The following is a 15072-nucleotide window of genomic DNA, read 5'->3' as shown; positions in this document are numbered from 1 at the left end:
GCTATCAGACGCCTGGTAGGAATCCTGAGGCCTACTCATCCCTGGTCATTGTCAGAAGTGGCCTGCATGCTGGGCCGCGTGTTCTCGAAGCTGTGCATCGGCTTGTGCGCGCTGAATATTCAGTCTGCGTCGTTCTCCGCAGGACGCGGTACATCAGTGACGAGAAGCAACTCGTTTCCCGTGTCGATCGCTGTGGCACCGGATTCTGTGAAGGCCAGGGGGATGGCTGTGGCGCCTTCTTCCAGTGGGTCATAGACCCGTGCGGTGTTGCCGGTGACTACGTTGTAGATCTCGAGGTTCTCTTCGTCAGTGAGGACATAGGCCATCACGCCTCCCACCCCTAGGAGTCTGGGTGCGTCGGTGGCGTCGATGGACCACAGTTCCTCGCCGTCGACGTCGAGTCCTGTGAGTTCGTCCTCTCGCACCGCCACCCAGGTCTGGGACATCACATCGAACATCGCGTCATCGACTTCTTCGGCCAGCGTCTGCCCGGAGGTGAGGTCCCACAGGTCGTAGCCACCGTCGGGTGAGCCGATGAGCGCTTTCCCAGGAGGCAACCGATTCGTCGCCGGACTGACAAGCGCTGCCGCGTCGTCAGCAGTGGTGGCACTCGGTGCCTGCGTGCTCCACTGATCCTCGGAGCTGCCGCTGGCCGAGGCGATGAGATCCCCCTCGTCGGTAATGACAGTCGTTCCGAAGTACTCACCGATCACGTGTTCACCCTCATGACGGCGTTCACCGGTCGACGCGTCCAGGGCGACTCGCTGTCCGGTCTCTCCCAATGGTTCGTCACTACGTTCGGCAAACACCAGTCCGGGGCCCTGATGTGGCCCGGGCACCTCCACGGGGCCCCAGACCTGCTCGCCGGTGTGCAGGTCATAGGCGGTCGCAGTGGTGGTCCCCAAAGGGGCTCCTGCTGGCCCAGCATCCTCTTCGCTGTTGGAATCCCCGGACTCGCCTGGCTCGCTGAGATCAGTCAGTACGGCCACGGGGCGACCATCAGCACTGCTCAGCGCGAAGCCAGAACAGCTCAACGGGCGTTCCGCAGTCCACAGGACTGTTCCATCTGCATCCACAGCGCTGAAGACCAGCTTTCCGTCCTGTTCCCCGGGGGCGAGGAAGACGTCATCGTGGACCTGTGGGGGAGTGTCCCAGTGAGGGTCCACGCTGATCAGGTGCGTCAGATGTGTGGGGAGGTGGATGGCGTCCAGGTCTGCCTCCTCGGCCGGTGTCTGCACCTGGGCCGGTTCACTATCGATGGACACCGTCGGGCTCGTCTCTGCCGCGCCCGAGGGGTCCTGGTCTGATGGAGCTGAACAAGCGCCCAGGCCAAGGACCAAGATTCCGAAGAGCGCAGCTGCACGGGAGTCCGAGAGGACTGACTGTCGAGGGATCATCACGAACTCTCCTTCCGGAGGCCGTCGGCGTGGTGCTGGGTGTCTCGGGTGCGGCGACGGATCAGGGCCCAGACGAGAAGAATCGCTCCGGAGACCCCCAGGATCAGGAGAATGTCTACTACTGGCCCAGAGACCGAGGAGCTCATCGACTGCAACCAGCTCTGCGTCTGACTTGGCACCAGGGAAGGCGCGGTCACCAGGCCGTTGGTGGTCCAGAACAACACGCCGACCCCGGCGATCAAGCCTCCCGCGAGGACCGAGGTCGTGTGGAGCTGGCGGCCGAAGAGGGTGAAACCTCGTCCACGGAGCAGCCTCATCGACTGGGCGCTGATGCGTCCCCACAGGGCGGCAAGAATCACCAAGGGAACCACCATGCCCGCGCCATAGACCGAGAGCATGAGGCCCGCTTGCGGGATGCTTCCCTGCGCGACAGCCAGGGTGAGGATCGCACCCAGAATTGGGCCGGCGCAGAAGCCTGCCACGCCGCTGGCCGCACCGAGGAGGAAAGTTCGAAGGAGCCCCCTTGTGGAATGCGCCTGGTGCTGCAACCGCTGAGTCCCGGGGAGAGCCTTCGAGAAGTCGAACCCCATCCCCGCCATCTGGGCCAGACCCAGCAGAATCAGGATGACCGAGGTGCCCACGATCAATCCCTCGCGGTGATCGATGAAGAGTGTGCCCAGCGCGCCCAACCCCAGTCCCAGTGGCACCAGAGTGAGAATCAGCCCCAGGTAGAAGGTTGATCCATGGACCAGCAGCTTCAGTCGCGCGCCGACGGTGGAGGCGAAGAACGCTGGCAGAAGCAAGGCGCTGCACGGGCTCAGCAGTGCCAACATTCCACCGAGAAAGGCCGTGACCAGACTGATCTCCATCAGCGGTTCTCGGCCAATGCGTCATCGACCGCAGAGACAAAAACCTCGGTCGGCTGTGCGCCGACGATCGGCTCCCCAGAGACGATGAATGCGGGGGTGGAGTAAGCCCCGATGTCCCGGCCCTCCTGCGCATTGGCGGCGATCTGCTCGGCGACGGCGGGGGAGTTCATATCTTCTTCGAATTGAGCGGTATCGAGACCCACCTGCTCAGCCAGACCGACCAACCCTTCTTCGGTGAGTCCAGATTCGGGAAGGGTCTCTCCGTCTTCGAAGAGCAGTCCGTGATACTTCATGAAGCGGTCCTGCATCGCGGCGGCGTAGGTGGCCCGAGCGGCACGCTCCGAGGCTTCTCCGAAGACGTTGACATCACGCCATTCGATGCGCAGGTCACCGTCCTCGACGTAGTCCATCATGGTGGGCAGCGTCTGGTCGTACCAGGTGGCGCAGAAAGGGCACTGGGCGTCGCTGAACATCACGATCGCCACCGGAGCGTCCACAGGACCGACCGCGAGAAGATCATCCGGATCGCGACGCTCAATGTCGCTCATGTCCTCCGCCTCGGGCTCAGCGCCTCCCTCGGGTACCTCCACTGGGCCTTCCGCCGGGGTGCCCTCCTCGGGGGCACCTTGGTCGGCCGTGTTTGGCGTTGATTCCGAGGCGTCACTGTCGATGCGCTGCCAGAGGACGAACGCGATCAATGCTGCAGCGATGATGATCACGACCAGCGGCAGCACTGCTTTCTTCCGGCGACTGGGCTTCTGGACGGTGGGGGTGAGGTTGGACATGGCGTCCTTTCGACGATGAGCACTCATACTACGCACCATAGTAACTATCTTGCATAGTAACTATGCAAGATAGTCGAACTGAGGCATCATGGAGTCATGACCTCACTCTCGACACGGCTAGCATCCTGGAAGGCCTCGATGGTGCTCGCGGCCCAGGCGCTGCGCTCCTGGACCCCGCGACAGATCATCGTGGCGACCATCGCCGCCGCCGCTGTCGGGCTGCTGGTGGGGATCGCGACAGTGCTCATCCCCAATTCACTCTTCTCCCGCGAGATCCCGCCGGTGTGGTGGAACTACCCCGTCTGGATTCTGACTTCCGTGCTCAGCGGGATGCTGCTGGCGACCTATGTGCGGGCATCGACCCCGGATGGACCCGGTGTGGGGCCGTCGTCGCTGGCAGCCGATGAAGACAGCAGAAGTTCCTCTCCTGGAGACAGGCGCAGCAGCCGCTTCGGGATGATCGGGACCGTGCTGGCCTGGTTCGCAGTGGGCTGCCCGGTATGCAACAAGATCGCGCTCATCGCCCTCGGATACTCTGGAGCCATCACCTACTTCACGCCGCTTCAGCCCATCCTTGCGGTCGGCGCCCTGGTCCTCACCGGGGTCGCGCTGACCTGGCGACTCAAAGGCCAGGTCGCCTGCGCCGTGCGCCCCCGGAAGAACCTGGTGCTGGCATGAGCGCAGCGCGTCAGACCCGGGTGTCCGCCGAACGGCTTGGGCCCTTGGAGCAACAGGTCATGGACCTGCTGTGGGACCATTCTGGGCACACCGTCCGGGAGGTCATGGATCAGCTGCCCAGCAGCCCTGCCTACACCACCATCGCCACAGTGATGGGCAATCTCGAGCGCAAGGGCCTGGTGGCGCCGACTCGCGAGGGACGTTCGGTGCGGTATCTGCCCCAGCGCACCCGCGAGGAACACACCGCGGGCCTGATGCGCCAGGCGCTGGGAGTCAGTCGAGACCGGACCGCCTCCATCCTGCATTTCGTCGACACCATGCCCGCGGAGGAGCGGAACCTGCTGCGCTCGTACCTCGCCGGTGAAGACTCCCAGGGTGCACCGTGAGTCCACTGCTGCTCTCCATGCTGATGATCATCGCCGTGCTGGCCGCGGCCGTGCTGGGGCGTCCGCTGATCCGCGCTGCGGCGCCAGTGCTGATCCGTTTCCCCCGCCTGGCGGTGCTGGGCCTTGCGCTGAGTCTGGTGCTCTGGCTGGCCTCAGTGCTGGCCGCAGGACTGTTCCTGGCCTGGTCGCTGACCGGACCGAGCCCGCTGCCCGCCCCAGTGGCCGAGGTGTGTCAGCGGTGCTTGGAGGCCTCGAACCCCTTTACAGCCGATTTCGCACTGCAGACCGTCATCCCTGCTGTTGCCTTCCTCTTCGCTCCCGCTGCGGCGGTGCTGCTCGTGGTGGTCCTGGGCCTGAGGGCGGCCTGGAAGCGGCAGAGATCGCTGCGCGACACGTGCCGGTCGCTGCTGCCGGTGGGCCGTCGGCAGATCATTGATGGGCACCTGGTTACCGTGGTCGAAGATTCAGCACCGTCGGCATTCGCGCTGGGCAGGGACCGCTGGGGCATCGTGGTCTCCACGGGGCTGCTCGCGACGCTGGACGAGCAGCAGATGCGCGCGGTGCTCGCCCATGAGGCGACGCATCTGCGTGAGCGTCATCATCTGGTCCTGGACTTCATCGGCAGCATCACCGGCCCGCTGCGGTGGGTGCCGTTCGCTGCTGCCATAACTGACGCGGTGCCGCACTACCTGGAGGTCTCCGCAGACAACGCCGCTCGACGCCGTACCGGCACCCGCGCACTGGCCTCGGCGCTGTTGGTCATGGGGGAGGCAAGCAGTGACCAGCGCACCGCCAGCACCACGCCAGGAGCACACAGGGTGATGCTGGCCGCCGGACCGGACCGGGTGCGACAGCTGATCTCGCCAGTGAACCCGAGGCAAGGGATTCTGGGAGCGGTCGCGTTGAGCGCGATCATCGCAGTGCTGATCGTCACCAGCGCCATCGCCCACGGAGCGGCGCTGGCCGCAGTCGTCTCAGGATGCGCCATCTGAGACCTTGAATTGAACCGGACTGAGCTGAACCGCCTTGAACCCAACCCCGCCGTCCCGGTCCAGGGTCGGTGAACTGCGAATCGAAGGAGCAGGCCATGAGCTACACCCATACGATCACCGTGCCGATGTCCTATGCCCAGGCGGTGGAGGCCACCCGCGACGCCCTGGCCGAGCAGGGCTTCGGGATCCTCACCGAGATCGACGTCAAAGCCACCTTCACCAAGAAGCTCGGCGCTGAGTCGGGCGAGGCTGTCGGCGATTACATCATCCTCGGTGCCTGTAACCCCACGCTGGCCAGCAAAGCCCTGGCCGCTGAGCCCGAGCTCGGCGCCCTGCTGCCCTGCAACGTGGTGGTCCGGCGCGGCGCCACCGAGGACCACGCCACCATCGACGCGATCGACCCGCAGACCATGGTCCAGCTCAGCGACGCACCGGCGGTACGAGAGGTCGCCGAGGACGCGGAAAAGCGACTACGCGCCGCACTGAGCGCTCTCCGCGCAGCCGGGCAGAACTGAGCTCAAGGGTGGGGCGTCACCAGGAGCGCCTCTCGGTAAGCAGAGAAGCAGATGCAGAGGCGGGTCGCCTCAGGCCTTTGGTGACTTCTGGTGGGTCTCGTACATCCGCACGGCCACCACTGCAGCAGATGCTGCGCTGACCAGCGCAGCCGCCCAGACTGCGGCGGAGAGGCCCAGCGCATCGGCCACGACACCGCCCAGCACAGCGCCTGCCGCGTAGCCGAGGTCACGCCAGACCCGGTAGACACCGACGGCTCGACCGCGCCAGGCAGGGTGGGCGACATCGCCGACCACCGCCAGCAAGGTCGGATAGACCATCGCGGTGCCAGCCCCGAGCAGCGCCGTGCCGAAAGCCCAGTGGGTGAACCCATCCCCTGAAGCGATCAGCATCAACGCCGCTGCCTGAAGGGCCATCCCGGCGGTGATCAGGTGCTTGCGGCCAATGCGATCCGAGAGTGCCCCGGTGACCAGCTGCCCTGCGCCCCACACTCCCGGATACAGGGCGAAGAGCACGGAGACCTGGCTGACCGAGAGGTCAGCGGTGGCGAAGAGCAGCGGGAAGAGACCCCAGGACAGACCGAAGTTGAGATTGTTGACCAGCCCAGCTTGGCTGGCCGCGGAAAGTGCCGGCTCCTTCACGCTCGTCTGAACCGCGACCTGCCGGTTGGTGAGATTGGCGTGTAAATGATCGTGGATCCCATCGCCTCGAGGCCGATGCTGCGCAGCCTCCAACTGGGCGTGCCCGCGTGTCTCGCGCACGAACACCCCGGAGAGCAGCAGCGCCAGCGCCGTATAGGCGAGGCCCAACAGGAAGGGCGCCGGACGCAGCCCATATTGCTCCGCAAGGTATCCGGCAATCAATGAGGTCACCGCGACCGCACCGTATCCAGCGGCTTCGTTGAGCCCCATGGCCAAGCCACGCTTGGCAGGCCCCACCAGGTCGATCTTCATCACCACCGTGGTCGACCAGGTGAGCCCCTGATTGATCCCCAGCAGGACATTCGCCGCGACCACCCAGCCCCAGTCTGGAGCGAAGATGAGCATCAACGGCACCGGCACGGCAAAGAGCCAACCGATCAGCAGGACCGGCTTGCGACCGTACTTATCCGACAGCGTCCCGGCGAAGTAGTTGGCGATGGCCTTGGTGATCCCGAACGCCGCAACATAGGTGAAGATGAAGCTGTAGCCGGTGAGCTCGAACTCAGATTCAGCAAGAAGCGGCAGCACGGTCTGCTGCTGACCCACCATGCCTCCGACCAGCGCGTTGACCGCGACGAGAAGAGCGAACTGAGCAGCGTTGGCACGCAGCCCCAACTTCAGAGACTGGGTCCCCGGGCCCTTGCCTGTGTCGCTGTCCGAGGCTCGTCTTGGCATGTCCATGTCTTTTCCGCTCTCTGATCGCCGCCCCACAGGCGGAACCTCACAATTATCCAGTATTCCAAAGATATATGGAATAATGGATGTCACGATAAGCCAGAGACGACTGGGGGAGCAAATGGGTGATCACGAGAAGAAGACTGTGCTCTTCGAGCAGGTGGCGCGCGTGGGGAAAGCGTTGGGAAGCGGCAAGCGTCTGGAGCTTCTGGACCTCCTCGCCCAGGGGGAGCGCAGCGTGGAGCATCTTGCGACTGCGGCCCACCTGGGCGTGAGCACAACCTCGGCACACCTGCAGGTGCTCCGGCAGGCTGGACTGGTGAGCACCCGTCGCGACGGCACTCGGGTGCACTACGAGCTAGCGGGGCTCGACGTGTTCCGCCTCTACGAGCAGCTACGCAATGTCGCCGGAGAGCGGGTCGCTGACGTGGGTCGTGCCCGCGAGGACTACCTCACCAGCGGCAGGACCCCCTCGAGCCTCACGCCGACTCAGGAGGTCAGCCGGGAGGAACTGCTCAGTCGGGCAACCGCAGGGGACCTCACGGTGCTCGATGTGCGCCCACTCGAGGAGTATGCGGCGGCACACATCCCCGGCGCGATCTCTATACCCCTGGAAGACCTTCCGCGACGCATCGACGAATTGCCCTCAGATCAAGAGGTCGTTGCCTACTGCCGAGGCGCGTACTGCGTGCTCGCCTATGAGGCAGTGGATCTGCTCCACGCCGCAGGAAGAGACGCCTCGCGGCTTCGCGAGGGAATGCTGGAGTGGCGCCTGCATGAGCTGCCCGTGGAATCGGGCGCCACCGCAGTCGGTCCAGATATACGCTAGCCCTCATCAGCCGAGGCGAGAGCCCTGGTCTCCTAGGGAATGCGGACCCAGTGTCGGCCCGGGCGCCGCGAACTGGTGCGCCGGCGAAACGCATGACGACCCCCGGAGGGGGGCTCAGTGCGAGCTGACCCGGCACCGCACTGACGCCGGCCTCGGAGGACTGTTTCTCTCCCATCTTGCATACCCCTGGGGGTATGTGCGAAAGTAATCCATATACCCCCGGGGTATCCAACGACTTTCAAGGAAGGGGAGCGATCTCATGCTTCTGGAACGGATCTATGACGAGGACCTGGCCCAGGCCAGCTACTTCATCGGCTGCCAGGCCACCGGCGAGGGCATGGTCATCGACGCCCGCCGCGACGTCGGCGAGTACTTCGACCTCGCCGCGAACCACGGGATGCGCATCACCAAGGTCGCCGAGACCCACATCCACGCCGATTACCTCTCCGGCACCCGCGAACTCGCGGCCGCCGCAGAGGCCGAAGCGTTCATCTCCGGCGAGGGTGGCGAGGACTGGCAGTACGGCTTCGACGCCACCCGACTGAAGCACGGAGACGTGATCACGCTCGGGAACATCCGCGTGGAGGCACGGCACACTCCCGGACACACCCCGGAGCACCTGGTGTTCCTGGTCACCGACGGCGCCTTCAGCGATGATCCCGGCTACATGATCTCCGGAGACTTCGTCTTCGCAGGAGACCTCGGCCGCCCCGACCTGCTGGATGAGGCCGCCGGCGGAGAGGACACCCGTTTCGAGGGCGCCAAGCAGCTCTATGCCAGCCTGAAGAACGAGTTCCTCACCCTGCCCGACCACATCCTGGTCTACCCCGGCCACGGCGCAGGCAGCGCCTGCGGCAAGGCTCTGGGTGCGCTGCCGGCCACCACGGTCGGCTACGAGCGGACCAACGCCTGGTGGTCCAAGCACCTCGCCAACGATGACGAGCAGGGCTTCATCGACGAGCTCCTCGACGGCCAGCCCGATGCCCACGCCTATTTCGGGCGGATGAAGCGCGAGAACAAGGACGGCCCGCAGATCCTGGGCCCGCTGTCCCCGCTCGAGGCCTTCACCTCGGACCAGGTGCGCAGCGCCCTGGAAGAGGATCGCGCGGTCTTCGTGGACACCCGCCCCAACGAGGAGGTCAAGCAGGGCACCGTCCGCGGTGCCCTGAACATCCCCGCCGGCGGAAAGTTCGCCAGCTTCGGCGCCTGGGCCTATGACCCCGAAACCGAGACCCAACCGCTGATCCTCCTTGCTGAGGATCAGGACCAGGCTGAGACCATGCGCAATCACCTCATGCGGGTCGGCATCGACCGGGTGAAGGGCTACACGATCAGCATCGCCGATCTGCCCAAGATCCAGCCCGCCACCATCACTCCGGAAGAACTCGAGAACTTCGAGCCCGCGCTGTTGCTGGATGTGCGCAACAAGTCCGAGCACTCAGACGGCCACATCCCCGGGTCGAAGCAGCTCAGCGCCGGTCGGGTGCTCTGGCACCAGGACCAGCTGCCTGCCGAGGGTCCCATCGTGACCTACTGCCAGTCAGGGGTTCGAAACTCGGTGGCGGCCAGCGCGCTGCGCCGGCAGGGCCACGACGTCCGGGAACTGGTCGGCAGCTACGCCGGCTGGTCGCAATACAAGCACTCCAACTAAGACACACTCCAGTTCCAGCGGGCACCTCGGAAACCCGAGGTGCCCGCTGGAACCCCATTCGTTTTCGAGAGGAACCTCCCGCCCTATGGCTACCACCACGAACCCTGTAAGCACCGGCACCACCACGTCGACGCCGGCCTCCGCGGCCACCGCGCCCATAAGCCCCACCGAACTCGCCGAGAAGATCCAGTCCCAGCAGGCCCCCCTGCTGGTCGACGTGCGCACACCCGCGGAGCATGAGTCACTGCGGGTCCCCGGATCACACAACATCCCGTTGGACCTGCTACAGAAGAACAAAGAGGCCCTGGCCGAGCAGCTCAGTGGTGAGATCGTGCTGATCTGCCAGACCGGCAACCGTGCCAACCAGGCTCTGCAGCATCTGCGTGCTGCAGGTGTGGACACCGCTCGGGTGCTCGAGGGCGGCGTCGTCGCGATGGAGGCACAGCACAGCCAGCACACCCACCGGGGTCAGCAGCGTTGGGCCATGGACCGCCAGGTCCGGATGGTCGCCGGTTCCCTGGTGCTCACCGGGTTCTTGGGCAGCAAGCTGATCTCACCGAAGGTCGGCTACCTGGCCGGCGCGATCGGTGCCGGGCTGACCTTCTCCGCGCTCACTGATTCCTGCGCGATGGCTGCGGCGTTAAACAAGATGCCGTGGAATAAGGTCGAGGCTGATCCCACGGTGGAGAAGCTGCTGGCCGAGATCCCACGCTCCACCGCGATCCAGGCAGGCCAAACCCAGGCGTTGCGAGGATGAACGGGGGTCTGATTCTGGCGATGGTCCTCGCCGTCGGGATCGGGCTCTCCCTGGGCCTGCTCGGCGGCGGGGGCACCATCCTCGCCGTTCCGCTGCTGACCTACGTGGCAGGCTTCCCTGCGCATGAGGCCATTGCTGCGTCCATGTTCATCATCGGGGTGACCTCCGCAGTCAGTGTCCTCGCTCACGCCAGGCGTGGCAACGTGCAATGGCGGACCGGATTCATCTTCGGGGCGGCGGCGATGGTCGGGGCCTTCGGCGGTGGCCTGCTCGGCAGTCGGCTGCCCAGTGTGGTGCTGATGGTGGCCTTCGGCGCCATGATGGTCGCCACCGCGTTGGCCATGATCATGGACCGCAAAGTCACCCAGACTGGTGAGGAGCGGAAGAAGCTGCCCCTGGGCAAGATCCTCGCCGAAGGACTGGTGGTCGGTCTGGTGACCGGCATGGTCGGCGCCGGCGGTGGATTCCTGGTGGTCCCGGCGCTGGTGCTGCTGGGTGGGCTGTCTATACCCGCTGCAGTGGCTACCTCCTTGCTGATCATCTCGATGAAGTCCTTCACCGGCCTGGCCGGGTACCTGACCTCGGTGAGCATCGACTGGGTACCGGTGCTGATGATCACCGCGATCACGGTGATCGGGGCACTTATCGGCACGGTATTGGTCAAGCACATCCCAGAGAAGGCGCTCAAGAAGGCCTTCGGATACCTGGTCCTGGCCATGGGTATCGTCGTGTTCCTCCAAGAGCTCCCCCTCGTCTACGGGGTGGGTACTGCCGTGCTGATCATCGGACTGTTGGGGTACCTGCTGTACCGCCGACGCAGAACACTCCCGACTGGCACAGCAGAGCGGGAACCGAGCGCAGAACCCGTGACCGCAGGGCCCTCCACCCGGGTCCAGAACGAATCAACGACACGGCGAGATTTACACCGCGGAACCAAAAGAACCGGGTAGATCAGAACGAGCAGGAATAAGCACCGCGACGAGGCTCGAGACACGTCAGCCCGCCTCCGAGCCTGAGGCACTCAACACACCACACCGCGAGAAACAGAGAGACCATGATGAAAGAAGCCGACCCAGAGAACCGACGCCGCATCCTCAACCGGTCAAGCGAGCCCGCGGCCAGTTGGACTCCGTGATCACCGCCGTGGAATCCGGAGACGGATGCCGCGACGTGGTCACCCAGCTCGCGGCGGTCTCGATCGCCCTGGATCGCGCCGGATTCAGCGTGGTCTCCTCGGCGATGCAATTCTGCATCACCGACCCAGAACGTGCTGCTGAAATCGAAGATGGGCTCACGGTCGACGAGCTCGAGAAGCTCTTCCTTTCCCTTTCCTGATCGACTCAGATCACTTGAAAAGGTGCGCTGTTCTGCGGTTGGGCACTCCATAAAGGCATGTCGACCCTTGCCACGGAGCGCCCAGTGACGAGCAGCGTCGGGGCGATGTGAATCGCCCCGGGTCTGGTGGAGGCTCTGATTCCACGGAAGGATGAAGAGCATGGCAGCACCGAGGAAGTACCCTGACGAGCTTCGGGACCGCGCCACCAGGATGGCGATGGAAGCACGACGCGACCCGGCCACCAGGCCGGGGACGTTCCGCCGAGTAGGTGAGCAGCTCGGGATCAATCCCGAGACTCTGCGCAATTGGGTCCAGCAGGCCGAGATCGATGAAGGCCACTGTCCCGGCACCACGACCAGCGAAGCCCAGCGCGTGAGCGAGCTGGAGAAGGAAGTGCGCGAACTGCGCCGTGCCAACGCGATCCTGCGGTCGGCCTCGGCTTTTTCGCGGCGGAGCTCGACCGCCCACAGCGCTGATCATCGACTACATCGACAGCCATAAGCACCAGTTCGGCGTCGAGCCGATCTGCAGGACGCTGACCGCGGCCGGGACGCAGATCGCGCCGAGCACCTACTACGCCGCCAAGTCCCGCCCGCCCTCGGCCCGCTCTCTGCGAGACGAGCAGCTGTTGGTCGAGATCCACCGGGTGCATGCGGAGAACCTCGGCGTCTACGGTGCGCGGAAGATCCACGCACAGCTGCGCCGTGAAGGGATCCCGGTGGCTCGATGCACCATCGAGCGCCTCATGCGTGCTGAGGGTCTGCGAGGGATCAGCCGAGCGAAGGGGCCACGCACCACGATCGGCGGCAGTGCGCCGGATACACGTGCTGATCTGGTCCAGCGAGACTTCACCGCCACGGCTCCGGACCAGTTGTGGGTCGCTGACATCACCTACTGCAGGACCTTCGCCGGGTGGGTGTACGCCGCCTTCGTCGTCGATGTGTTCTCCCGCCGCGTAGTCGGCTGGCAGCTGTCGAAGTCGCTGCGGACCGATCTCGCTCTGGACGCGCTGGAGATGGGGATCTGGACCCGTGAGTACGCAGGTCACGACGTCTCCGGGCTCACGCACCACAGCGACAAGGGCGTCCAGTACGTCGCCATCCGCTACACCCAGCGGCTCGCTGAGGCCGGTGCCGTCGCCTCCGTCGGCTCGACCGGCGACTCGTACGACAATGCCCTGGCCGAGGCCTTCAATTCTCTCTACAAGGCCGAGCTGGTCCGTAACCGCGGGCCCTGGAAGAACATCGACGACCTCGAGATCGCGACCGCGGAGTACATCGACTGGTTCAGCAGTCCCCTCTAACTCAAGCAGGCTTTCATAGACTAAAGTCCTATGATTCGTCGATGCCCAGAATAGACCGGGGTAGTTCCGCTGGCCCCTGTAGGCAGGAGGTATCCGAATCGGGAGGCCCTCAACGATAAGGTCAGCACGCGCTTGTTCCCACGTCGTCGTGACTTCATCACCGGCGACGGTGCAGTATCGCAAGGAGACCCCGCGCGTGCCCATATCCTCAGTGTGACCTACTGTCAGAAAGATGAGACTACTGACACGCCACTGACAGATACATGGCATTACTGACAACTTAACTGGAACCTACAACGTCTTTATCTATTCGTCGTGGCCAACCTTGGCCTCTAAGTGGTGCATTTAGGTAGCAACAAGTTCAGCGACGGCAGGCCGCCACATGAAGCTGCGAAAACTCGCCAAACGAAGTTAACAGTCACACCCTTCTCGGTGCTATCGCATCGTCGTCCCCTGCCAGGTGAGGCAGTCATTCACGACCTACCTGGTGAATTTGGGGCAGGCCGAGATCTCAGGGGCTGAGGGGCAGGATCAGTACGACGCCGGGGCGGATCCTGATCCATCAGCATCCGACGGAGCGCACCATGTCTGAGCGAGCTGTTCGGTAGCGCGAGCCAGCAGGGCGACGTCGGCGGCGACGTTGACGAAATCCGCCCCGGCGTCCAGGTAGTCCCGCGCCTGGTCCTGGACGAAAGCGTTGACGCCCACGATCTTCCCGGCCTCGCGTGCCAGTCGGATCACCTGCTTCGCGGCGGCCACGACATCGGGGTGACTCTGCTGTCCGATCAGCCCCATGGAGGCGGACAGATCCGAGGGCCCGATGAAAATCCCGTCGACGCCGTCGGTGCTGATAATCTCGGCGGCATTCTTGACGGCGGTGGCCGATTCGATCTGTACCAGCAGGGTGATGGTGTCCCGCGCCGTCGTCAGGTAATCGGGGATGCGGTTCCAGCGCGCCGAACGAGCCAGGGCGGAACCGAGTCCGCGCACCCCGTTCGGCGGATAGTCCACCGCACGGGCGGCAGCGAGGGCGTCATCGGCGGTGTCCACCATCGGCACGATGAGCGACTGGGCGCCCAGATCGAGGTACTGCTTGATCAGTCGCGCGTCGTTTTCCGGCACCCGCACCACCGAGAGGGTGGGGTAGGCGGAGATGGCGCGCAGCTGCGCCTGGATCGACTCTAGCGACAGGGGTGAATGCTCGCCGTCGATGAGCAGATAATCTAGACCGGCGCCGGCGCAAATCTCAGCCACCCCAGCATCCCCAGCGGAGACGAACATGCCGGCCACGGGTCGGTTCCGCTCGGTGCGCGCCTGCTCGGTGAACAGGTCCTTCAACGAGGGGTCGGAGCTCAGGCGAAGTGACATGTGATGGTTCCTAACGGTCCGTAGTCGGCGTACACGGTGTCGCCGGCGTACACCCACATCGGGCGGGTGAAGGAGCCGGCCAGAATGATCTCTCCGGCGTCGAGCTGGTCATCGTGCCCGGCGATCCGGTTGGCCAACCAGTGCACGCCGTTGGCCGGGTGATTGAGCACCCCGGAGGCCACGCCCGTCTCGATGATCTCCTGGTTGCGCGACAGGGTGCCCGCCACCCAGCGCAGGTCCACCGCATCGGGAGCCACCGGGGTGCCGCCGATCACCATGGAGCCCAGGGCGGCGTTATCGGAGATGGTGTCGACGATGTTGCGTCCCTCCATCTCGATCCGCGAATCCAGTACCTCCAGGGCCGGCACCACGTATTCGGTGGCGCGCAGGACGTCGAAAATCGTGACGCCGGGGCCGCGCAGGTCCTCCTTCAGTACGAAGGCCAGCTCCATCTCGATGCGCGGATGCGTGTAGCGGGCCCACTCGTAGACGTGGCCGGACTCGAAAACCTGGTCGTCGAAGATCACCCCATAGTCGGGCTCGTCAATGCCGGTGGCGTCTTGCATCGCTTTCGACGTCAGCCCGATTTTGTGTCCGGCCTTAGTGCGCCCGGAGTCGAGCTGGCGTTGCGCCCAGATGCCCTGCACTGCGTAGGAGTCTTCGATCACCATGTCCGGATAGCGGGCCGTGAGGAGCGGAACCGGTACGCGGTCGAGGTTCGCGCGGTGCAATTCATCGGCGATGGCGACGTGGGTGGCGTGGTCGAGCATGGCACTCCTTGTAGCGGGGGAGAAGCGGTCAATTACGAATCGTATACGAAATGGTGTGATCG

General features: G+C 64.7%; 15 protein-coding genes, 1 pseudogene and 1 other annotated feature. Of the genes and pseudogenes, 10 read left to right on the top strand and 6 right to left on the bottom strand.

The genetic code is table 11. The annotated features are described in order from the left end of the window. Positions 1–119: 119 nt before the first annotated feature. The 3 genes from P8192_RS13025 to P8192_RS13015 are packed head-to-tail and all read right to left on the bottom strand — an operon-like array spanning position 120 to position 3078. On the bottom strand, positions 120–1397 hold the full coding sequence (locus P8192_RS13025) for a hypothetical protein (RefSeq protein WP_278157444.1): 1278 nt from the start codon (positions 1395–1397) through the stop codon (positions 120–122). Continuing rightward, positions 1397–2266, bottom strand: coding sequence for a cytochrome c biogenesis CcdA family protein (locus tag P8192_RS13020; RefSeq protein WP_278157443.1), 870 nt, complete (start codon positions 2264–2266; stop codon positions 1397–1399). The genes P8192_RS13025 and P8192_RS13020 overlap by 1 nt, the downstream gene beginning before the upstream one ends. Further along, complete coding sequence (locus P8192_RS13015; RefSeq protein WP_278157442.1) at positions 2266–3078, bottom strand: DsbA family protein; 813 nt, start codon at positions 3076–3078, stop codon at positions 2266–2268. The genes P8192_RS13020 and P8192_RS13015 overlap by 1 nt, the downstream gene beginning before the upstream one ends. A 69-nt stretch (positions 3079–3147) precedes the next feature. Here P8192_RS13015 and P8192_RS13010 point away from each other — a divergent pair, with 69 nt between their 5' ends. The 4 genes from P8192_RS13010 (at position 3148) to P8192_RS12995 (ending at position 5622) form a co-directional block, all read left to right on the top strand. Further along, positions 3148–3729 carry a hypothetical protein gene (locus P8192_RS13010; RefSeq protein WP_278157441.1) on the top strand — a complete coding sequence of 194 codons (582 nt, stop codon included), beginning with the start codon at positions 3148–3150 and terminating at the stop codon, positions 3727–3729. After that, positions 3726–4115: a BlaI/MecI/CopY family transcriptional regulator gene (locus P8192_RS13005; RefSeq protein WP_278157440.1), complete on the top strand. Its 390-nt coding sequence runs from the start codon at positions 3726–3728 to the stop codon at positions 4113–4115. The genes P8192_RS13010 and P8192_RS13005 overlap by 4 nt, the downstream gene beginning before the upstream one ends. Beyond that, on the top strand, positions 4112–5107 hold the full coding sequence (locus P8192_RS13000; protein WP_278157439.1) for a M56 family metallopeptidase: 996 nt from the start codon (positions 4112–4114) through the stop codon (positions 5105–5107). The genes P8192_RS13005 and P8192_RS13000 overlap by 4 nt, the downstream gene beginning before the upstream one ends. 95 nt (positions 5108–5202) lie before the next feature. After that, positions 5203–5622 (top strand): DUF302 domain-containing protein, encoded by a 420-nt coding sequence (locus P8192_RS12995; protein ID WP_278157438.1) that lies wholly within the window; start codon positions 5203–5205, stop codon positions 5620–5622. 69 nt (positions 5623–5691) lie between these two features. Here the strand turns inward: P8192_RS12995 and P8192_RS12990 are convergent, their stop codons facing one another. After that, positions 5692–6996, bottom strand: coding sequence for an MFS transporter (locus tag P8192_RS12990; protein WP_278157437.1), 1305 nt, complete (start codon positions 6994–6996; stop codon positions 5692–5694). 121 nt (positions 6997–7117) lie between these two features. On the opposite strand from P8192_RS12990, the gene P8192_RS12985 reads away from it, so the two are divergent. From P8192_RS12985 to P8192_RS12960, 6 genes and pseudogenes are all read left to right on the top strand, one after another. Continuing rightward, complete coding sequence (locus P8192_RS12985) at positions 7118–7825, top strand: ArsR/SmtB family transcription factor (protein WP_278157436.1); 708 nt, start codon at positions 7118–7120, stop codon at positions 7823–7825. 259 nt (positions 7826–8084) lie between these two features. Then, a complete protein-coding gene (locus P8192_RS12980) occupies positions 8085–9476 on the top strand; it encodes an MBL fold metallo-hydrolase (RefSeq protein WP_278157435.1) in 1392 nt (463 codons plus the stop codon). A gap of 85 nt (positions 9477–9561) precedes the next feature. Next, positions 9562–10233, top strand: coding sequence for a rhodanese-like domain-containing protein (locus tag P8192_RS12975; RefSeq protein ID WP_278157434.1), 672 nt, complete (start codon positions 9562–9564; stop codon positions 10231–10233). Next, positions 10230–11183 carry a sulfite exporter TauE/SafE family protein gene (locus P8192_RS12970; RefSeq protein ID WP_278157433.1) on the top strand — a complete coding sequence of 318 codons (954 nt, stop codon included), beginning with the start codon at positions 10230–10232 and terminating at the stop codon, positions 11181–11183. The genes P8192_RS12975 and P8192_RS12970 overlap by 4 nt, the downstream gene beginning before the upstream one ends. A 181-nt stretch (positions 11184–11364) precedes the next feature. Continuing rightward, entirely contained in the window at positions 11365–11568 is a 204-nt protein-coding gene (locus tag P8192_RS12965) for a metal-sensitive transcriptional regulator (RefSeq protein ID WP_347403412.1), read from the top strand. Positions 11569–11728: 160 nt separating this feature from the next. Beyond that, positions 11729–12872 (top strand): annotated as a pseudogene (locus tag P8192_RS12960) (IS3 family transposase). Continuing rightward, positions 12006–12134: a sequence feature (AL1L pseudoknot), on the top strand. (Overlaps the previous pseudogene by 129 nt.) Positions 12873–13403: 531 nt before the next feature. Here the strand turns inward: P8192_RS12960 and P8192_RS12955 are convergent. Then, positions 13404–14240, bottom strand: coding sequence for an HpcH/HpaI aldolase family protein (locus P8192_RS12955; protein WP_278157432.1), 837 nt, complete (start codon positions 14238–14240; stop codon positions 13404–13406). After that, positions 14225–15010 carry a fumarylacetoacetate hydrolase family protein gene (locus P8192_RS12950; protein WP_278157431.1) on the bottom strand — a complete coding sequence of 262 codons (786 nt, stop codon included), beginning with the start codon at positions 15008–15010 and terminating at the stop codon, positions 14225–14227. Before P8192_RS12950 ends, P8192_RS12955 begins: the two co-directional genes overlap by 16 nt. Positions 15011–15072: the final 62 nt, after the last annotated feature.

Source organism: Citricoccus muralis (assembly GCF_029637705.1).
Taxonomy (GTDB): domain Bacteria; phylum Actinomycetota; class Actinomycetes; order Actinomycetales; family Micrococcaceae; genus CmP2.
The sequence above is the reverse complement of the archived record's forward strand: the minus strand, read 5'-3'. Positions and strand labels throughout refer to the sequence as shown.